Here is a 20,468-nt window from a genome sequence, read left to right as displayed (position 1 = left end):
GCCGTGGAACCGCACGCATACATCTCCGGCATCCTTACTGCCATCGTCAACGGGCACAAACAAAGTGACATTGAAGACCTGCTACCGTGGAATTTTAAGGCTTAGGTGGGAACGGGGCACCGCTTACGGAAAATCGCGAAAGTTACGCCATAGCGTAAATTTCGGCGTGCTTAAAAATACAGCGTGCCCCCAAGCAAGGCTTTACGGCTGCGGCATGCATCTGTTCTAGGAAAGCCTATCTTCGGAACAACTCAATATACTCGCTGAATACGAATAACCGGTTCCGGCGTTGACCGGTGATTTCCGACAAGACGCCATGGTCAACCATGTCTGTTATGAGTGCGGATGCTGTGTTGGTGGTGGCTCCTATAATTTCGGCAGCCATATTCACATCGACAACCGGACGCGCATAGAGGTGGCGCATCAATGCCTGTGCATTATCCTGTCGGCGCGCGCTGAAACGTGGCAGAACATCTCGCTCGATCCGCTCCTTGATTGCCAGAATGGAGCGGAATACATCGGCTGATGTGCGTGCGGTTTCCTCGACGCCGTGGAGGAAGAACACGAGCCACTCCCGCAAATGGTTGCCCTGGCGTACCGCCATCAGGTGATCGACATACGCTGTCTTGTTTCGTTCAAAATAGTCCGACAAATATAACGCAGGCCGCACCAACAACCCCTCTGACGCCAGATAGAGCGATATCAACAACCGCCCCAACCGCCCATTTCCATCCAGAAACGGGTGAATCGTCTCAAATTGGTAATGCCCAATGGCAATTCGCACCAACGGATGCGCAAACAAGTTGTCGGCATGCAGAAACGCCTCAAGATCGCTCATCAGATCCGGCACATGATCGTGATGTGGCGGCACGAACACTGCGTTTTTCAGGCTGACCCCGATCCAGTTCTGGCTGGTTCGAAATTGGCCTGGCAATTTCTGCTCGCCACGTACATCCGACATCAGGATCTCATGCGTTTGGCGCAACAAACGGTTCGACAGGGGCAGCTCGTCTAACGCATCAATCGCAAAGTTGATCGCGTTAATATAGTTTTGCACCTCGGCCCAGTCGTCCCGCGCTTCAGGGTTCAGGTCGTCGGCATCCTTGAACGCATCCTCGATGTTGGTTTGCGTTCCTTCGATCCGACTGGACTGGGTGGCCTCCTTAGCCACATACATGCGGATGAAGAACTCGATATCAGGGATCAACTGCGCAAAGGCGTTCAGTTCGCCCAAGGCACGATCCGCTCGACCCAAGAGCTCGGACAGCTCAGGATCAGCCACTCCCCATTCATGACAAATGGGTTCCGGCAGAAAAGCCTGATATTCATACCGGTTCTCAAGTTGTCCAGATTTGAACTCTGCGATATCCATATCTCAAAAGCCGCTCTCTTTTCTGCGTTACTCGAAGTCTTATCTCAGTTTCTGACATAGTCGCAACCACTATCTCAGAAACATGGTTGATTATAGAGATAACAAATGTCCTATCTCAAATTGCGTGGTTGTTTTCGTCCCGACAGACAGCGAAGACCGAAAATCCTGCTTTGCGCCAAAACTGTCATGCTTCCAGCCCTGCCGCTCGGGCCTGCTCTAACGTCACGAGCTTTGAGACGATCAAATCTTCGAGCTGGCGATTGGTGATATGGCGGCACAGGGGATGGCGCTCATGTATCCAGCTGGCGAGGCTGGCACGAACTTTGACTTCGGCCTCCTGCGCTTTCTCGCGATCGGCTAAAATTTGAACCAGTCCCTTTTCCCAACGCCGCGATTTGAACCAGTTGTCCGAAAAACAGACCTTGCCGCGCGTATAACCTGCAGTTTCTGAGGCATAAGTTTTGACTGCCGCCAACAGGTTCTCAGGCGCGATGCCTTCTCCGACCGCCGTTGAAATCTGGCGCAAACAGGTTCGACGGTCTCGGATCCTGTCTTCGGGATAGGCTGCCAAAATCTTCTCTGCATCAAAATCTTCAACCTCTTCCTCCGCCGCCTCGCGCTTGCGCGTAGGTGGTTTATGGATGGTTTTAGGATGGTTTGGGGTCCATGGTGGACCCCGTACCCCGTCCACCATGGACCCCGTGCCGGGTTCACTCTGGACGGGGTCCACTGTGACCCCCGTCTGGATATCGGGTTCAGCAGTGGATTCTAACTGAGAGATCCTAGCCAAAACAATGCGATAAATGACAGTGTAGCCATTCTGGCAGCGCCGTTGCCCTGTCTCGACCAGAATACCCTCTCGAAGAAAATCATTGATGGTGCGCTTCACCGTGCTTTCACCAAGTTCAGTATGGCGCTGAATCGTGCCCTTAGAGCACCAGATTCCTGAGCCGTCGTCGCTCGCCTTATCAGCTAAGAACATGATGATCTGCTTGCGCGCAGCGCTGCCAAAACGGCGCTCGGCGCATTCATTCGCGATACGCCAACTCATTGGTTCACCTCTGAAACCAAGACCAAGGAAATAACAAATACGGCAATTGCGATGTTGCCTGTGATTGTGCTAATATTACTCGAAAGCTTACTGGCTTTTTCTAACAGGCCCCGGATCACAGTTACCGCTGTGACGGGGCCTTTTTCATTTTGAAAAGGCAAAACCCCGTTTGAAACTTTCGCCTTTCGTTCTCGATTTGTCAGGGGGTGTTTTGAAACCCTAAGAGATTGAAACCTCTCAATACCCTTCCGGATTGCAAATCCGTGTAGACCAGTTCGACTCTGGTACTCGCCTCCACTACCCTCCTTGAATGAATTATCCAGTAGACCTTTGTGCCATTCCGCGGGCATAAACAGGAAAACTGACGAGGCACCTGTTATGAAAATCGCAAACCGCATCATTTCCTCCGACCAGCCGCCGCTGGTGATCGCTGAAATCGGCATCAATCATGGTGGCAGCCTGACGGTGGCCAAGGAAATGGCGCGTCTGGCCGCAGCATCCGGTTGCGAGATGGTCAAGCACCAGACCCATATCGTGGCGGACGAAATGACCGATGAGGCCAAATCGATCTTCCCGCCCAACGCCGATGTGTCGATCTGGGAGGTGATGGAGCGATGTGCGCTGTCCAAAGACGATGAAATCGCCCTGAAGGATTACATCGAATCTCTCGGTATGATCTTTATCTCGACGCCGTTCTCGCGCGCCGCTGCCGATTTCCTGAACGACATCGGCGTGCCCGCCTTCAAGATCGGCTCGGGCGAGGCGGATAACCTGCCGCTGATCCGTCACATCGCTGCCTTTGGCAAACCAGTAATCATGTCCACGGGGATGCAGACGATTGAAACCATGCGCGCCTCGGTGCAAATCCTTGAAGATGCAGGCATTGAATACGCGCTGCTGGAATGCACCAACCTGTATCCGTCACCGCCTGAAATCGTCTCACTCAAGGGCGTCACCGACCTTAAGACCGCCTTCCCGAACGCCGTTGTCGGGTTTTCCGACCACTCTATCGGGCCGGAAATGGCGCTAGCCTCGGTCGCGCTGGGGGCCTGCATTCTGGAACGCCACTACACCGACACCCGCTATCGCATCGGTCCCGACATCATCTGCTCGATGGACCCCGCCGAATTACGCCTGTTGATTGACCGCTCGCGCGAAATCCACACTGCCCTGCACAACGACAAACAGCGCACCGGCCCCGAAGAAGACGTCTATGCCTTTGCCCGTGCATCCGTAGTCGCCGACCGCGACCTGCCCGCAGGCCACGTAATAACCGAGGCCGACATCTGGGCGCGCCGCCCCGGATCGGGCGACATTGCGGGGTATGATTTTGACAAGGTGGTTGGCAAAACCCTGACCCATGCGGTAAAATTCAACCAACAACTAAAGTGGGCCAACTTTAACGCCTAACCCTATCCAGTAAACGGACCCCTATGAGCAAATCCATCCTCTTTGTCACCGGAACCCGCGCCGATTTTGGCAAGCTGGAGCCATTGGCGTTGGCCGCCCGTGACGCGGGTTTCAACGTCAGCTTTTTTGTCACTGGCATGCATATGATGCAGCGTTATGGCATGACCAAAATCGAAGTGCATCGGATGGACAGCATTGCGGTGCATGAATTCGAAAACCAACACGAGGATGACCCGCAAGATATGGTGCTGGCCAACACCATCACCGGTTTTTCCGCCTTTGTCAGGGACCATACCCCCGATCTGGTGATCGTGCATGGCGACCGCGTCGAAGCACTCGCCTGCGCACTGGTTTGCGCCACCAATTACGTGCGCTGCGCCCATATTGAAGGCGGCGAAGTCTCCGGCACGATTGACGAAATTTTCCGCCATTGTAACACCAAACTGTCATCGGATCATTTCGTCAGTTCCGAGACCGCCAAATCCCGCGTCATGGCCTTGGGCGAAAAGCCGGGTAGCATCTCGGTGATCGGTTCGCCGGAACTGGACACCCACGCCGCCCCGTCAGGCGTGACCATTGACGAGGTGCGCGACTATTACGGCATCGGCTTTGATGATTACGCCATCGTCACCTTCCACCCCGTCACCAGTGAACAGAATACAATTGGCGCACAGGCCCGTGCGCTGTTTGACCGTCTGGAAACCTCAAAGCGCAATTTCGTGGTGATCCTGCCCAACAATGACCCCGGATCGAACGACATCATGGCGGTGATCAATGCCCTGCCGACTGACCGCTTTCGCATTCTACCCTCGATGCGGTTCGCCTATTTTTCCGAACTGCTGAAAAACGCGGCCGCCCATATCGGCAACTCCAGCGTTGGCGTGCGCGAAGCCCCGTTTATCGGCTTGCCCAGCCTTGACATCGGCACGCGGCAGAACAAACGATCAGACGCCAAATCCATCACCAGTTGCAGTGCCTTTGATGGCGACCGGATTGATGCATTTCTGACGGATCATTGGGGCAAACGGCTCCCCTCCGACAGCGGCTTTGGCGCGGGCAGTTCGGCCACGCGGTTTATCACAGTTCTGAATGATCCCGACTTCTGGTCCCGCCCTTTACAAAAAGAGTTTCAGGACCTTGGCTAAGCCTCCCAAATCTGCGCTGTTGTGGGCCTATCTGAAACTCAGCCCTTTGATCCGGCTGTTTGCCCGTCGCCATCTGGAACGGCGCATCGTTCGCGGTAAGGAAAACGCGGCCCGCTATCGTGAAAAGATGGGGCTAACCGAAATACCCCGCCCTGATGGACCGCTAATCTGGATGCACGCCGTTGGGGTTGGCGAAGTGCTGGCTCTGCCCGCCTTGATCCGCGAGATGCAGCGCCTTGATCCGGCGCTTAACGTCTTGCTGACCTCCTCGGCCCGCACCTCGGCACAGGCGATTGAACATAACCTGCCGCCAAACACCATTCATCAGTTCCTGCCGCTCGACAGCCCGCATTATGTGAAACGCTTTCTGGATCACTGGCAGCCGCAACTATCGGTCTGGGCCGAGCGCGACATCTGGCCCGCATTCCTGACCGAAATCGAGCGTCGGGACATCCCGATAGCCCTGATCAACGGCCGGATGGACGCACAATCGGCGGCGTCCAAACAACGGGCACGCCAGTTCTTTGCCGCCCTCTATGCCAAATTCCGTTTTATCGAGGTGCAGGATGACGAAAGCGCTGCAGGCTTTGCCAGCCTTGGCGTTCCCGCCGATAAAACCCGCATCACCGGCACCCTGAAGGCAGGGGCTGATGCGCTTGCCGACCTGCCCGAAAAACGCGCCCGCATGGAGGCCGCACTGGACGCTCGCCCCGTTTGGCTCGCCGCATCAACCCACCCCGAAGATGAAATCGTGGCTTTCAAAGCCCACAAGCAGCTGTTGGAAACCGCGCCCGACACTTGCCTGATCATCGCGCCCCGCATTCCCGACCGCGCCAAACGCATCCTGAAACACGCGCAGGACCAAGGGTTTAAGGCGGCAATCATTCAGGACGACACGACCGATTTATCCGGCATCCAGGTCGCCATTACTGACCGGATCGGCGAAATGGGCCTGTGGTATCGGCTGGCCGATCGCTGCCTCGTTGGTGGGTCGTTCAGTGATGTGAATGGCCATAACCCGTACGAGCCCACCCGCCTGAATTGCGCCATCGCCCACGGGCCGAATGTGCAGAACTTTGCCGCGGATTACGCGGGTTTTCATTCAGCAAACAGTGCATGGCGAGTGCAAGACGCGGATGAGTTGGTGGCCGCATTGATGAACCCTGACCTGTTGGAAATGCGACCTGCTGCTGCAAATGTTGCCGCGCAGGGCAAACAGGCATTGGCCCAAACCGCACAAAGGCTTGTGGCGCTGCTTTGAAGCAGTCTAAATACGCATAACCAACAAGGGACAGAACGTGGGCAATCCGCAACCACAAACAGCAGCAGGTTTTCGTCTGAAAATGCTCGCCTATCAGGCAGCATGGTGGCTGGGCCTGCCACTGGCGCTGGCCTATCTGTTCTGGCGCTCGCGCAAAGACGCTGATTACCGCCGGTTTTTACGTGAACGCTTTGGCTTTGGGCCGACATTGCGCGGGGCCGTCTGGGTGCATGCGGTATCCTTGGGGGAAATGCGATCTGCCGAACCACTGGTGCGGGCGTTACTGGCGCGGGGCGAGGTCATCGTCACCACCCACGCCACCCCCGCTGGCCGCCGTGCCGCGCAAAAACTGTTCCCGCAGGAAATTGCCGATGGGCGCGTGGTGGTGCGGTATGTTCCCATTGAACTTGCCGCCGCATTCCGCCGTTTCTTGCGTCATTGCCAGCCCAAACTGGCGCTGGTGATGGAGATCGAACTGTGGCCAGTGATGATCCTGCAGGCCAAGCGCGCAGGCGTTCCACTATTCCTGTGCAATTCGCAATATCCCGAAAAAAGCTACGTGCGCGATGCGGCAGGCACCAATCTTCGGGCACAAATCCTGCACCATGTGACGGGCGTATTGGCCAAATCAAAAACCCACGCCGACAAGTTTCAATCGCTGGGAGCGCCAAGCATCCACATCACCGGCGAATTACGGTTCGAGCAGGACATCCCCGCCGAACAGATCAGCGCCGCAAACACCCTGCGCCCGCTATTGGGCGACCGCCCCGTCATCACCGTGGCCAGCGTTGTGGCGGGTGAGGCCGCGCTATACCTGCAAACCTATCAGGCGCTGATTGCCAAAGCCTATGCCGAGCACCGCCCCCGCCCGTTCTTTATCCATGTCACCCGTGCGCCTGAACGGTTCACAACCGATTATAAAATCCTGACGGACGCCGGATTAACCACCTTGCGCCGCTCGCAAGCCTTGGATGATAACCTTGCGCCCATCCCGAACGTCGACTGGCAATCGGCCGATGTTCTGGTCGGGGACAGCCTTGGGGAAATGAATTTCTTTCAATCCCTCGCCGATATCGTTTCAGTGAGTGGCTCGTTCAGCCCGCAAGGCTCGCACAACATTTGCGAGCCCATCGCGTTGGGCAAACCCGTGATCAATGGACCGGTGATCTGGCCGATTGAATATCCGGCGGTCGAAGCCATCAACGAGGGGGCGCTATATTTGGTCCAAACCCCCGAAGAACTGGCCGAGGCGATGGACACCCTGCTAGCAAACCCCGCCGAATTGCGCACACGCCAACAAGCCGCCCAAGCCTTCCTTGCGAAATATTCCGGCGCGGTGGATAAGACGTTAGCGGCGATCGATGCCGCATTAACAAACGATGGGGCAACATGACATTTCTGGTGATCGGATCCGGCGCAATCGGCCAGCGCCATGCAGCCAACCTCGCGGCGCTTGGCGAAACTGCCGAACTGGTCTCGTGGCGCAGCGAAGGTCTGGCGGGGGTCGAGGCCAAGCTGGCGACAAACAGCTATGAAGCCGCGTTCATCTGCACCGCCACGCAAATCCGCCTGCCAGTAATTCAACTGCTGGCCAACGCAAACACCCCCTTTTACGTCGAGAAACCACTAGCCTACGCGCAATCCGACCTGACCGCGATCACCGATACCCTCGGTGATCTGGCGAACCGTTGTTTCGTCGGGCTGATGATGCGCTACCACCCCGCCCTGCGGTTCCTGCATGACCAGGGCCTGAACACCACTTACCGCTTCCACTTCGAAATCGGCCATGACGTGCATCAATGGCGCCAGAACTGGCGCTTTGCCGACAGCTACGCCGCCAATCCTGACGGTGGCGGCGTGTTGCTGGACCTGTGCCATGAACTCGACATGGCACATTGTCTGTTCCCGACGGCTACGCTTGGCACGGTGAATTCACTGTCCCACGCTGGCCACCCGCAGGTCGATTTCGCCAGCATGATCACCCTGCAAAGCGACCACGTTCAGGGCAGCGTTTCGATGGATTACATATCCCCCGTCAGCCACCGCAATATCGCGCTGCGCGGGGCCGACACCTGTTATGATTTCGATATGGCCGCGAACCGGTTCAGCCAACGGGATGGCAAAACCGAAGTGCTGCACGACCTGACCATTGACCGTCAGGTGATGTTTCAAAACACCATGACCGATTTCCTGCGCCTGATCCGTGGCAAGCGGCCCCAAAACCCCTTGGCCCCGATCCTTAGCGAAACACTGGCAAGTTCGGCGCTGATCTGTCAGGCCTATGAAATGCGCAATTTCACCGGAAAGATCGGAGCCACAGCATGATCATCGGCCACATCGGCGTTCGCGCAGGCAGCAAAGGCGTTCCGGGTAAAAACTTCCGCGATCTGCACGGCAAACCACTGCTGCAATGGAGCCTTGATCAACTGCTGCAACACCCCGAAATCGACCATGTGATCCTGTCGACCGACGGGCAGGACATGCTGGATTTTGCTATTGAACGCGGGGCGCTCGACATCGGCTTGCGCCCCGACCATCTGGCCACTGATGGCGCTGGCAAATGGGACGTCTGGGTGCACGCACTTGAGCAAGCTACCAAACAGGTCGGCGACCCCGTAGCCTTCGTCGATCTGGACGCAACATCGCCGTTGCGCGAAATGGGCGACATCACCCGCGCACTAAAACTGTTTCGGGATCAAAAACCCGACATGGTGATGTCCGTCTGCGAAGCTCGCAAAAACCCTTATTTCAATCTGGTTGAACCCGATGAAACCGGCGCTTTGCATGTGTCTAAACCCCTGTCTGGCGGCGTGGTCGCACGGCAACAAGCGCCTGTAGTGTATGAGCATGCCGCCTCCACCTACGTGCTCGACCCCGCGTATTTACGATCCGCCAAAAGCATCTTTGAGGGCCGCGTGATCCCTTACGAAATGCCGCCGGAACGCTGCATCGACATTGATGCGGAATTTGATTTTAAACTTGTTGAATGGATGATGGGAAGGCAGTTAAACACATGACACAGCTTAACGAAAAGACAGTCTTTATCACGGGGGCTGGTGGTGTTCTGGGCAGCACCTACATTCGCCGGATGCTGGATGAGGGCGCAACCATTGTCGCCACAGAATTGCCAGGTGCACGGTATGAAACCTTGCAGGAAAATCACGGGGATAACCCCGATTTCCACCTCTTTGAAATGGACGTTAGTAATGAGGCGCAGGTGATCGAGACCTTCGACACCGTGCTGGCGGCAGGCCACAAACCCAACGTGGTTCTGAACAACGCTGCCATTACAGGCGAAATGCTGATGGGGGCTGGTAAAAGCTTCCCGTCCTTTGCCGATACCGAGCTTAAGGACTGGGAAAAGACCCTAGACGTCAACCTGACCGGCTGTTTTCTGGTCGCCCGCGAAATGGATCGCAAAATCGTTGGCAACTGGCCCACCAAACTGATCAACGTGGCCTCGATGTATGCCCTGACCGCCCCGCACCACGACATTTACGACGGCATGCCGTTCAAAAACTTTAGCGCCTATTCGACCACCAAGGCAGGCATCCACGGACTGACCCTGTGGCTGGCCAGCAGTTGGCGCAAACGTCAGGCGACGGTGAATTCAATTTCACCAGGGGCCGTGTTCAACGCCCATAGTGACGAGTTCCAGAAACGTGTGTCGAACCTGATCATGGCGGATCGCATGGCCGAGCCCGATGAGATTGCAGATGTAATGCTGTTTTTGTGCTCAAAGGCGTCCGATTATATGACGGGTCAGATGGTCAATGTGGATGGCGGTTATTCCGCTTGGTAGGCATTGTAGGCCTACAATCTTCTTCGTGACCTTCCCTGCCCATAAAGATACTGAAGGCAAAATCACATAAAAGGTGCCCTATGTTCTCAGTTGATGATCTAAAAGCCGCCCAAGCGGTGGTTTACAGCCAGATGTTGCCCACCCCGCAAATCCATTGGCCGCAATTATCCGTACGCACAGGGGCCGAAGTGATCGTGAAACACGAAAACCACGCGCCCACCGGCGCCTTCAAGGTGCGCGGCGGCATTACATTCATCGACTGGCTAAAACGCGAGCATCCAGACGCGCGTGGCATCATCACCGCAACCCGCGGCAACCACGGCCAATCACAGGCGCGCGCCGCCACTGCCGCAGGTCTCACGGCGAAAATCTACGTGCCGCGCGGTAATTCGGTGGAAAAAAACGCAGCCATGCGCGCCTATGGTGGCGAAGTCATTGAACACGGTGATGATTTTGACGAGGCCAAGGCCGAAGCCATACGTGTCGCCGAAGCGCAAGGCCTGTTCGTGGTGCCGCCGTTCCATAAGGAGCTGTTGCGCGGGGTTTCGACCTACGGGTTTGAACTGCTAACCGCCCACCCCGATCTGGACACCATCTATGTCGCCATCGGTTGTGGGTCCGGCATTTGCGGCACCATCACGGCGCGCAACGCGCTGGGGCTGGATACCAAAATCGTCGGCGTTGTATCCGAAAACGCCCAGACCGCAAAACTGTCGGTCGAGGCGGGCCACATGGTCGAAACCAACTCGGCCACTACATTCGCCGATGGCATGGCCGTGCGCATTCCAGTGCAGTCAGCTTATGACATCTATGCCACGGGAGCTGACCGGGTCATCGCGGTATCCGACGATGAAGTCGCCGATGCCATCCGCGCCTATTACACCGACATCCACAATCTGGCCGAGGGGGCCGGTGCCGCCCCGTTGGCCGGACTGATGCAAGAACAGGGCCGGATGCAGGGTAGGAAAGTTGGCGTCATTCTGGGCGGTGGCAACATTGATACCGGCTGGTTTGCCAAGGTGCTGATGGGCCAAACCCCGACGCTATAGGGCAGTTTTTGGCCTAGAACTGGCCTGATACAGGCAATATACCACAAAATATGGTAAAAATGCCGTGTAATGCTTTCAAATTGAATAAAACCTGCCTATTTTAATAAGTAGACAAGCAAAACACGCTAATAAAAGCGGGTAACAGGTATTAAACGGCGGCGAACAGACGTGACAGTAGTCAAAACCAAACACAAGCCACAGCGGCTCGATGTGTCTCATAAACACGATGTGCGCACCCAGTTCGGGGCGCTGTGTTACCGTATTCATGACGGCAAGGTGCAAATCCTGTTGGTAACCAGCCGTGGCACGGGGCGCTGGATTATTCCAAAGGGCTGGCCGATGGATGGCGAAACCCCTGCCGGTGCCGCCGCGACCGAAGCGTTCGAGGAAGCCGGTGTCGAGGGCAAGCCGTCGGACACTTGTCTAGGCATCTATTCCTACACCAAAACCATTCCCAAAGGCGACAACCTGCCAATCGTAGTTGCGGTATTTCCGTTCAAGGTAAAGCGCATGCTGAAAGATTTCCCCGAGGCAGGGCAGCGTAAACGCAAATGGTTCAGCCTGAAAAAAGCGGCGGCCATTATCAGCGAGCCGGAACTTGGCCCGTTGATCCGTGCTTTTGACGTTAAACGCCTGAAACGCTGATTTCTATCAGTTGCAATCAAACGGTAACTGTTTACCTTTGATGCGATAGACAAAGGGCCATGCAGATGATCTCGTATACACTGAAATGCGAAAATGATCACAGCTTTGACAGCTGGTTCCAGTCCGGTGCTGCCTTTGACAAACTACACATTGCGGGCATGATCGCCTGCCCGACTTGCGATAGCACATCCGTAGAAAAGGCCATTATGGCCCCGCGTGTGCGCCCAGCCCGCAAAGCCGCCAGCGCCCCCGACGCGCAACCACTTTCGAGCCCTGATACCGACGAGCAACGCGCCATCGCCGAGATGAAATCCAAGATCGAGGCCAATTCCGAATATGTTGGCATGGAATTTGCCAAACAGGCCCGCGACATCCACAACGGCGACGCAGTTGATCGCCCGATTTACGGCGAGGCCGCCCCTGAAGAAGCGATAAAACTACTGGAAGACGGCGTGCCCGTGGCCCCGCTGCCCTTCACCCCCACCCGCAAGACCAACTAACCCAGCCAGGGAAAATACCTCAATTTTGAAATAAACCTGCCCGTTTTCCGCCCCATTGTCCTCATATTAGAGACAAATGATATGGACGAATAAGTGGGCGTAACAATGGACGTGATTTTTCAAACTCGGTTTTCTTTCTTCGGTATTTCTGGCTGGCAATCTGCCATCAGCCGAAGCGAAGAGTTGTTGTTCGATCCTGAGCGGTTGAACAAACGCTTTGCCCTATTTGAAAACATCGCATTGGCCAGCCTGAGGGACCAAACCGATCAGGATTTCAAACTGTCGGTTCTATCGTCAAACAACCTGCCCGAAAAATACAAAATCCGCCTGCAAGAGCTGTGTAATGACACGCTGGGCGCGGATCGCGTGGGCATTCATTACCGCGGACCGCGCAAGGCAGGTAAACTGTTTCGCCAGATCATGTGTCAGGAATACCCCGACAACCGCACAATCGCGCAGGTGGTTCTGGATGACGATGACGCCGTTAGCCGCGATTTTGTGGAAATCTGCAAACGCGAGGCCGACTATGCCGCGAACAGTAATTACGATGGCACCGATGGTGTTTTCCTAACCTTCCCGCGCGGCGTTAGCCTTGGTCTGGAAAACGGCCAGGCCGCATGGCTTGCCCCGCGCAATGCCTATTTCACCAACCTCGGCCTGACCTTGGTGGCCCCCCCGACATTCAAGCGCCACCCCTACCTGACCAGCCACCGCCAGATCGGCAACCGGTTTACATCCCGCGCCATCCTGACGGATCGCCCGTTTTATGTGCGTGCCGTTCACGAGGGCAACGACAGCGATGCAAAGCACAGCGGCGGACGTTTTAGCCCCGAACAAATCATTGATATGATGCAATATTTCCCGTTTCTACAGGATCATTTTGCACCCAGCCTCCAAATCGCTGCGGAATAATCGGGCCGTATAGTGCGGGCGCCATTGCTCTTGCCCTGCCCCGCATCGCGCCTTACACAACCTTTGATATTTAGGCCTTGATATTCAGGCCAATGCGCAAAGGGCAGCTATGCCAACGTTAGTGATGAAATTCGGTGGCACTTCGGTCGCCACGCTGGACCGCATAAAACGCGCCGCCAAACGGGTTGGCGTCGAAGTTTCGCGTGGCTATGACGTGATCGTCATTGTGTCCGCCATGTCGGGCAAAACCAACGAACTGGTCGGCTGGGTCGAAGAAACATCGCCGATGTTTGACGCCCGCGAATATGATGCCATCGTATCATCCGGTGAAAACGTCACCGCTGGCCTGATGGCGCTGACCTTGCAGGAAATGGAAATCCCGGCGCGCAGTTGGCAAGGCTGGCAAGTGCCGCTGTTAACCACATCGGCCCATTCCGCCGCACGGATCAACGAAATTCCGACCGACAACCTGAATGCCAAATTTGGCGAAGGTATGCGCGTCGCCGTTGTGGCCGGTTTTCAGGGTATCAGCCCCGAGGGGCGGATCACCACGCTGGGCCGTGGCGGATCAGACACCACCGCCGTCGCCTTTGCCGCCGCTTTCGATGCCGAGCGTTGCGATATTTATACCGATGTGGATGGCGTCTATACCACCGATCCACGGATCGAGGATAAAGCACGCAAACTGGACAAGATCGCGTTCGAGGAAATGCTGGAACTGGCGTCCCTCGGGGCCAAGGTTCTGCAAACCCGCTCGGTTGAATTGGCGATGCGCTATAAGGTCAAGCTGCGGGTTCTCTCCAGCTTTGGCGATCAGGATGAAAATGCGGGCACCTTGGTGTGCGACGAGGAGGAAATTATGGAAAGCAATGTAGTTGCCGGTGTCGCCTATCAACGCGACGAGGCCAAGATGACCCTAATTTCGGTCGCTGACAGGCCCGGCATCGCCGCCGCCATCTTTGTGCCGCTGTCCGAGGCCGGCGTGAATGTCGACATGATCGTGCAAAATATTTCCGAGGAGGGGCGCACGGACATGACATTTTCCTGCCCCGTCGGCCAAGTGGCCCGCGCTGAAAAGGCAATGGAAGACGCTAAAACCAGCGGCGAGATCAATTTCCACGATCTGATCGCCGACACGGATGTGTCCAAGGTATCCGTCGTTGGCATCGGTATGCGCAGCCACGCCGGTGTGGCCGCCAAAATGTTCAAAGTGCTGTCGGACGAGGGTATCAACATCAAGGTGATCACCACCTCCGAAATCAAGATATCGGTGCTGGTGGATCGCAAATATATGGAACTTGCGGTCCAGGCCCTGCATGATGCGTTTGAGTTGGATAAGGTGGGGTAACTTGCCGTTTGCGCGCACGGTTCAGGAAGCCATTGCGCGGGTTCGGGAAGGCCAGTCCAGCCCAGCGGACAGAGCCACATATAGGCAGCATAGATACGCACACTAGGTCCACCTCATCATCCTTGACCTATTTGCAAAAATGTCAGCGCCCGACTTGGTGGGTGCAGAGTGCTGATGGTGCCTCGTCTCCCGCTCTGTGAATAACTCAGATCCTATCCACTGGATGCAGCATCGCAAAAGCACCCTCATCGTGCTGAAGGCGCGTCTTCGGCACGACGGGGAGGTCAGGCGCTGACATTTTTGCAAAATGACGGGGTGTTGATAGCTTGACGAATATTGGATAGGCTGGGTTCCGCGCATCACACGGGCTGGCCTTCCAATCCGCATTAACCCACCCTTCACCACTACCCGCGCACGATGCGTTAAGGAGGCAAAACCGGCAAAATGCTCATATGGGATTCATATGCGGTTCATATGGAATTCATATTGCCGATTTCGCCAAATCCTCCTTATTTACCTGAATGAACAGCCAATTAACTGTGCCCGTGACAAACCCCGTCTTCCCCCGTTGCCCGAACGCCCGCATTTCTTCTTGAAAACCCACCGCTCACCTGTGCACAAATACAAACAACAACACTCGAACAATCCATCGGGGAAATCACCCTTAGGGGGGGCACATGTCGCAAAGCACTGACAGTCAAAGCCGCGCCCTTTTGGGCCGCCTGCGTGAATCCCTTGCCAAAGAGGGCGAGGGACAGGAACGGCTGGACCGCATCACCCATATCATCGCGGATTCGATGGGCTGCGAGGTTTGCTCGATCTATCTGTTTCGGGACGACGACACACTGGAGCTGTGTGCCACCGAGGGTTTGAACCCTGAATCCGTGCATAAAACCCGTATGAAACTGGGCGAAGGTCTGGTTGGCCGCGTCGCCAAAACATCACGCATCATCAACACCGCTGACGCCCCGAATGCGCGCGGTTTCCGGTTTATGGCCGAAACCGGAGAAGAAGTATTTCCCTCGTTCCTTGGTGTGCCTGTGCAGCGTTTGGGCGAACGGCTGGGCGTGTTGGTGGTGCAATCCAAAGAGGCGCGCAAATTTACCGAAGACGAGGTTTACGCGCTCGAAGTTGTGGCCATGGTCGTCGCCGAAATGACCGAGCTGGGTGCTTTTGTTGGTGAAGGCGCTGCCCTGTCTGCCCGCCACCAGCAGCCGGTGCTGTTTCGCGGTGGCATAGGTCAGGAAGGCGCCGCCGAGGGTCATGTTTACCTGCACGAACCCCGCGTGGTCGTCACCAATCCGATTGCCGATGACCCCGAAACCGAACTGCCCCGCCTGCATGATGCGGTCAACGAATTGCGCGTGTCGGTTGACGATATGCTGGCCACAGCGGGCAATGGGGTCGGAGCAGAACACAAAGAACAAATGCAGGTGCTGGAAGCCTACCGGATGTTTGCCAATTCCAAAGGCTGGATGCGCCGGATGGAAGAAGACATCGCGCGAGGGTTGTCGGCCGAAGCCGCCGTGGAAAAAGAGCAATCCACCGCCCGCACCCGCATGGGCCAAGTGCCTGATGCCTACCTGCGCGAGCGCCTGCATGATCTGGATGATCTATCAAACCGGCTGTTGCGCATCCTGACAGGGCAAGGGGCTGCCACGGGGGCCGAAATACCCGCCGATCCGATCCTGATCGCGCGAAACATCGGCCCCGGTGAATTGCTGGAATATGGCCGCAAACTGCGCGGTATCGTGCTGGAAGAAGGCTCTGTGGGCAGTCACGCCGCCATCGTTGCCCGCGCGCTGGCCATCCCGCTGGTGATCAATGCGCGGCGCATCACCACCGAGGCGCTGAATGGCGATCACATCATGGTGGATGGCGAACAGGGCATCGTGCATCTGCGTCCAGATGATTCCGTGGTCGATGCCTTCAAAGACAAAATCGCCATGCTCGCCAAGGATCAGGAGCGCTATACCTCGATCCGCGGCAAGCCCGCCGAGACGCTGGATGGTAGGGTGATCACCCTGTCGATGAATGCAGGGCTAATGGCCGACCTTCCGTCACTGGAAAGTTCGGGTGCCGAGGGCGTCGGGCTATTTCGCACCGAGCTGCAATTCCTTGTGCGCAACAAAATGCCCAAACGTGCCGAACTGGCGGCGCTCTATTCCCGCGTTCTGGAGGCTGCCAAAGGCCAGCGCGTGGTATTCCGCACCCTTGATATCGGCTCGGACAAAGTGCTGCCCTATATGAAACCCCAAGACGAGCCAAACCCCGCGCTGGGATGGCGGGCAATCCGTGTCGGGCTGGACAATCCAGTCGTGATGCGAATGCAATTACAGGCCTTGATCCGCGCCAGCAATGGGCGCCCGATGACGATCATGTTCCCCTTTATTGCCCAGTCCGAGGAATTCCACGCCGCCCGCGACTATCTGGACAAGGAGCTAAAAAGCGAGGCTCGTCTGGGCCACCCCATCCCCGAAACGGTCGAGGTCGGTGCAATGCTTGAAACCCCGTCGCTGGCCTTTGCCCCGCGCAAATTCTTTGAACAGGTCGATTTCATTTCAATCGGCGGTAATGACCTGAAGCAGTTTTTCTTTGCCGCGGACCGCGAAAACGAGCGGGTGCGGCGGCGCTATGACACGCTGAATGTCAGTTTCCTTAGCTTGATCGAACAAATCGTCAACCGCTGCGCCGAAACCGATACACCTGTTTCCTTTTGTGGCGAAGACGCGGGCCGCCCGATCGAAGCACTATGTTTTGCCGCGATGGGCCTGCGCACCCTGTCAATGCGCCCAGCCTCGATTGGTCCCGTCAAAAGCCTGCTGCGCCGCGCCAATCTGACCGACGTCAAAGCAGTGATAGACGAGGCGCGCGCCCGCGGGGATCAATCCGTCCGTGCAGCTGTGATGGGCTCGCTAAGAGGGCGCTAACGGAAATGGAAAACACAGTAATACTTGCCACAGTCGCTATCATCGGCGCAATCCTGTTGTGGCCGCGCCTGTCTAATTCCATAGGGTGGCGCGCAATGATCACGCCGCTGGCCTCGATCATCGGCAGCGGGTTTCTGGTGCTGGGGCCAATCCTGAATGATTCATTCGGCGCATATGCCCCGTTGATGCTGCTGGTGCTGTGCGGGGTCGCCTATCTGTTTGGCCATGCCATCCGTTTTAACATCGCCGAGCTGAACAACGGCCCCCCCCGCCCCAACCTGGCGAACCGGCTGGAAACGACTTCCAGCTGGATATTGTCCTTTGCTTACTTCATATCAGTGGCTTACTATCTGAACCTGCTGGGGGCGTTCGGTATGCGCCTGACCCCATGGAACACCCCCTTTAATGCCCGCCTGCTGACAACCGCTGTATTCCTGTTCATCCTGCTCATTGGCTGGACCCGTGGATTCAAGGCGCTTGAACGGCTCGAGGAATTCAGCGTTGGCATAAAACTGGCCATCATCGCCGGACTACTGGTTGGGATGGGATTCTATTTCACTGATCGCGCGGTGGATGGCGCCCTGCTGCTGAACCCGCCCACAGTTACAGGCTGGCCCGCCCTGACGCTGGCCTTTGGTCTGCTGATCACCGTGCAGGGGTTTGAAACCTCGCGTTATCTAGGCGAAACCTATGACGCCAAAACCCGCATTCGGTCGATGAAACAGGCGCAATGGCTGTCGACCCTGATCTATATCGTTTATATCGTGCTGCTGGCCTATGTCTTTGCCCCCGGCACGATGAAACTGACCGAGACTTCGATTATCGACATGATGGAAATCGTTGCCGCGATCTTGCCTATCCTTTTGATTATTGCGGCACTCGCCGCCCAGTTCAGTGCAGCTATTGCCGACACCTCGGGCGCTGGCGGGCTGGTCGAGGAACTGACCAGCCACCGTTTGAAACCCCGCGATGCCTATGCGGTTCTGGTCGCGGTCGGACTGTTGCTGACATGGGCGGTCGATATTTTTCAGATCATCGCTTATGCCTCGCGGGCATTTGCGCTCTACTATGGCATGCAAGCCGCGATTGCCGCCGTCACGGCCGCCAAGGCCCCGCGCCTGCACCGTGCCAAATGGTTCTACGGGGCGCTGGCGCTGCTGGGGTTTGCCATCGCGATATTTGGCCGCGCCGTTGAAGGCGGATAGCCCCGTTATCCCTTAACGCATAGGCTGCATTATTCTTGCGGTTGGGGCACTAGCGAGTAGCATTTACAAACCGCCCCTTGTTTCTTGCGGTATGTCCGAAATCCTATAGCCTCATAATACAATTGCGCCTGCGCGTTACTCTCGCCAATCGTCGCATCAATCTTAGGCATCCCGCTCTGACGCGCCGATTGGGATGTGGCTGCAAAAAGCGCTGACCCGACCCCGCACCGACCAATACCCTGTTTTACATATGTCCCGATCACCCCCCAACCTAAGGTGACACCATACGGGTTGCCTTCAACGGCCCGTTTCAACGACTGAAAGCCCAAAACATCCCCGCCCCCGTTCACCGCGACCACACAAGAAACCTGATCTGGATGTTCAATATAGAACGCACGGATATGTTCTGGGCTGCGGGCGCGATCACTTCCCCAAGTGGTCAGGATTTCGGCCAGAATAACACTCATCTCATAAGCATCGCCAACCGTGGCAGCTCTGATTGTTATAGCCTGTTTTCTCGGGTTCATCCGGCCATTTTGGAATGCCAGCAGATTACATCCCCTTGCACACCCACCCAAGCCCCATCCGTCAACGCCCGCCCCAACACCCGCGCAGGGTCCGTTGGCGGCGGCATTAAAATCCCGTCCAGCCGCACAAACCCGAACCGCCTGTAATAAGGCGCATCACCAATCAACAACACCCGTTCCCAGCCCGCCGCCGACGCAATCGCTAAACTCTCGCGGATCAGATACCCGCCCAGCCCCTCGCCTTGCCGCGTTGGATGCACCGCAACCGGCCCCAGCAATAACACATCCGCCCCGCCAACCAACACCGGCCAATAGCGGATCGCGCCGCCCAGAATACCACCCTCGTCGCGCGCCACCAGCGACAGCTCCGCCACCGGATCAACACAATCGCGCAGACGGTAGGACGACAACGCCTCGCGCCCGGGTGCGAAGCACAGATCATACAGCGCCTCGACCTCCCACCAGTCGTCTTTTGTTTCCTGCGCCAGCCTAATCACGCGCCACATCCTTTTTCCGCTGGAAACCGCCCTAGCACGGCGTTATCCCTTGATCAAACACCAAGGAAACCCGCGCAATGTTCTATCACCCCAAAGACGGCCACTCGCTGGCGCATAATCCCTTTGCCGCCATCGTCTCGCCGCGCCCGATCGGCTGGATATCGACCCGCAGCAAAGATGGCGTCGATAACCTCGCGCCCTATTCGTTTTTCAACGCCGTAGCGTATGAGCCGCCCCAAGTGATGTTCGCCTCGACCTCGCACAAAGCAGGCCGCCATATGGGTAAGGACAGCGTTGCCAACATTGACGAAACAGGTGTGTTTTGTGTCAACATCGTGGAATACGCCATGCGCGACGCGATGAATGCCACTTCGGCTTCCAACCCTGAGGGCGGAGATGAATTCAGCCACGCAGGGATTGAGCGCGTTGAATGTGAAACCATCCCCTGTTCCCGCGTCGCCGGCGCCCCCGCCACGCTGGAATGTAAACTGTCGCAAATTATTACCCTGACGGGCGAACACAACCTGATCGTGATTGGCGAAGTCACCGGCGTGCACCTGCGTGACGACTGCCTGATTAACGGCACCTTTGACGTCACCAAATATCAGCCATTGGCGCGACTCGGCTACCAAGATTACGCCCGCGTTGACGATCTGTTCAGTTTGGAACGGCCTGAATAACGCTTCTTCTTGACTACCCTTAGAAAGAAGCATTAATTTCACTCACAACAATTAGTTGTATTAAAGGCAGGCAAAAAATCGCTATGACTGATAAGAAGAAAGGGAGGTGGAGTCCAGAAGGCAGCCACTCGCTA

20 protein-coding genes are annotated in these 20,468 nt (G+C 56.5%); 16 read left to right on the top strand and 4 right to left on the bottom strand.

What is annotated here, in order from left to right:
• Positions 1-105 (top strand): transposase domain-containing protein (locus ACWB12_RS09940; protein WP_479529925.1); only part of this gene is annotated, 105 nt, incomplete at its 5' end.
• Between the two features lie 130 nt (positions 106-235).
• Here the strand turns inward: ACWB12_RS09940 and ACWB12_RS09935 are convergent.
• Both ACWB12_RS09935 and ACWB12_RS09930 read right to left on the bottom strand, forming a co-directional pair.
• Positions 236-1,282, bottom strand: a complete 1,047-nt coding sequence (locus ACWB12_RS09935; protein ID WP_479529924.1) for a Fic family protein — start codon at positions 1,280-1,282, stop codon at positions 236-238.
• A 274-nt stretch (positions 1,283-1,556) separates the two neighbouring features.
• Positions 1,557-2,423 carry a hypothetical protein gene (locus ACWB12_RS09930; protein ID WP_479529923.1) on the bottom strand — a complete coding sequence of 289 codons (867 nt, stop codon included), beginning with the start codon at positions 2,421-2,423 and terminating at the stop codon, positions 1,557-1,559.
• Positions 2,424-2,801: 378 nt separating this feature from the next.
• On the opposite strand from ACWB12_RS09930, the gene ACWB12_RS09925 reads away from it, so the two are divergent.
• From ACWB12_RS09925 to ACWB12_RS09860, 14 genes are all read left to right on the top strand, one after another.
• Positions 2,802-3,833 (top strand): N-acetylneuraminate synthase family protein, encoded by a 1,032-nt coding sequence (locus ACWB12_RS09925; protein ID WP_479529922.1) that lies wholly within the window; start codon positions 2,802-2,804, stop codon positions 3,831-3,833.
• A 23-nt stretch (positions 3,834-3,856) separates the two neighbouring features.
• Entirely contained in the window at positions 3,857-4,978 is a 1,122-nt protein-coding gene (gene neuC / locus ACWB12_RS09920; protein WP_479529921.1) for a UDP-N-acetylglucosamine 2-epimerase, read from the top strand.
• Positions 4,971-6,239: a 3-deoxy-D-manno-octulosonic acid transferase gene (locus ACWB12_RS09915; protein ID WP_479529920.1), complete on the top strand. Its 1,269-nt coding sequence runs from the start codon at positions 4,971-4,973 to the stop codon at positions 6,237-6,239. The genes neuC and ACWB12_RS09915 overlap by 8 nt, the downstream gene beginning before the upstream one ends.
• A 37-nt stretch (positions 6,240-6,276) precedes the next feature.
• The gene (locus tag ACWB12_RS09910) at positions 6,277-7,632 is read left to right on the top strand and encodes a 3-deoxy-D-manno-octulosonic acid transferase (protein ID WP_479529919.1); all 1,356 of its coding nucleotides are present in this window, start codon (positions 6,277-6,279) and stop codon (positions 7,630-7,632) included.
• Complete coding sequence (locus ACWB12_RS09905) at positions 7,629-8,564, top strand: Gfo/Idh/MocA family protein (RefSeq protein WP_479529918.1); 936 nt, start codon at positions 7,629-7,631, stop codon at positions 8,562-8,564. Before ACWB12_RS09910 ends, ACWB12_RS09905 begins: the two co-directional genes overlap by 4 nt.
• Entirely contained in the window at positions 8,561-9,256 is a 696-nt protein-coding gene (locus tag ACWB12_RS09900) for an acylneuraminate cytidylyltransferase family protein (protein ID WP_479529917.1), read from the top strand. Before ACWB12_RS09905 ends, ACWB12_RS09900 begins: the two co-directional genes overlap by 4 nt.
• Entirely contained in the window at positions 9,253-10,041 is a 789-nt protein-coding gene (locus tag ACWB12_RS09895; protein WP_479529916.1) for an SDR family NAD(P)-dependent oxidoreductase, read from the top strand. Before ACWB12_RS09900 ends, ACWB12_RS09895 begins: the two co-directional genes overlap by 4 nt.
• Positions 10,042-10,121: 80 nt before the next feature.
• A complete protein-coding gene (locus tag ACWB12_RS09890; protein ID WP_479529915.1) occupies positions 10,122-11,090 on the top strand; it encodes a threonine dehydratase in 969 nt (322 codons plus the stop codon).
• A 168-nt stretch (positions 11,091-11,258) separates the two neighbouring features.
• Complete coding sequence (locus ACWB12_RS09885; RefSeq protein ID WP_479529914.1) at positions 11,259-11,735, top strand: NUDIX hydrolase; 477 nt, start codon at positions 11,259-11,261, stop codon at positions 11,733-11,735.
• A 65-nt stretch (positions 11,736-11,800) separates the two neighbouring features.
• Entirely contained in the window at positions 11,801-12,235 is a 435-nt protein-coding gene (locus ACWB12_RS09880; protein WP_479529913.1) for a DUF1178 family protein, read from the top strand.
• A 105-nt stretch (positions 12,236-12,340) separates the two neighbouring features.
• Positions 12,341-13,147 carry a glycosyltransferase gene (locus ACWB12_RS09875; RefSeq protein ID WP_479529912.1) on the top strand — a complete coding sequence of 269 codons (807 nt, stop codon included), beginning with the start codon at positions 12,341-12,343 and terminating at the stop codon, positions 13,145-13,147.
• A 109-nt stretch (positions 13,148-13,256) separates the two neighbouring features.
• On the top strand, positions 13,257-14,495 hold the full coding sequence (locus ACWB12_RS09870; protein WP_479529911.1) for an aspartate kinase: 1,239 nt from the start codon (positions 13,257-13,259) through the stop codon (positions 14,493-14,495).
• A gap of 677 nt (positions 14,496-15,172) precedes the next feature.
• The gene (gene ptsP / locus ACWB12_RS09865; protein ID WP_479529910.1) at positions 15,173-17,425 is read left to right on the top strand and encodes a phosphoenolpyruvate--protein phosphotransferase; all 2,253 of its coding nucleotides are present in this window, start codon (positions 15,173-15,175) and stop codon (positions 17,423-17,425) included.
• Between the two features lie 5 nt (positions 17,426-17,430).
• A complete protein-coding gene (locus tag ACWB12_RS09860; RefSeq protein WP_479529909.1) occupies positions 17,431-18,630 on the top strand; it encodes a hypothetical protein in 1,200 nt (399 codons plus the stop codon).
• 29 nt (positions 18,631-18,659) lie between these two features.
• Here ACWB12_RS09860 and ACWB12_RS09855 read toward each other — a convergent pair whose 3' ends face one another.
• Both ACWB12_RS09855 and ACWB12_RS09850 read right to left on the bottom strand, forming a co-directional pair.
• Positions 18,660-19,097 carry an N-acetyltransferase family protein gene (locus tag ACWB12_RS09855; protein WP_479529908.1) on the bottom strand — a complete coding sequence of 146 codons (438 nt, stop codon included), beginning with the start codon at positions 19,095-19,097 and terminating at the stop codon, positions 18,660-18,662.
• 56 nt (positions 19,098-19,153) lie between these two features.
• Complete coding sequence (locus ACWB12_RS09850; RefSeq protein WP_479529907.1) at positions 19,154-19,663, bottom strand: GNAT family N-acetyltransferase; 510 nt, start codon at positions 19,661-19,663, stop codon at positions 19,154-19,156.
• Positions 19,664-19,731: 68 nt separating this feature from the next.
• Here ACWB12_RS09850 and ACWB12_RS09845 point away from each other — a divergent pair, with 68 nt between their 5' ends.
• A complete protein-coding gene (locus ACWB12_RS09845) occupies positions 19,732-20,334 on the top strand; it encodes a flavin reductase family protein (protein ID WP_479529906.1) in 603 nt (200 codons plus the stop codon).
• The last annotated feature ends 134 nt before the right edge of the window (positions 20,335-20,468 follow it).

It is taken from the genome of Profundibacter sp., from assembly GCF_056498605.1.
The sequence above is the reverse complement of the archived record's forward strand: the minus strand, read 5'-3'. Positions and strand labels throughout refer to the sequence as shown.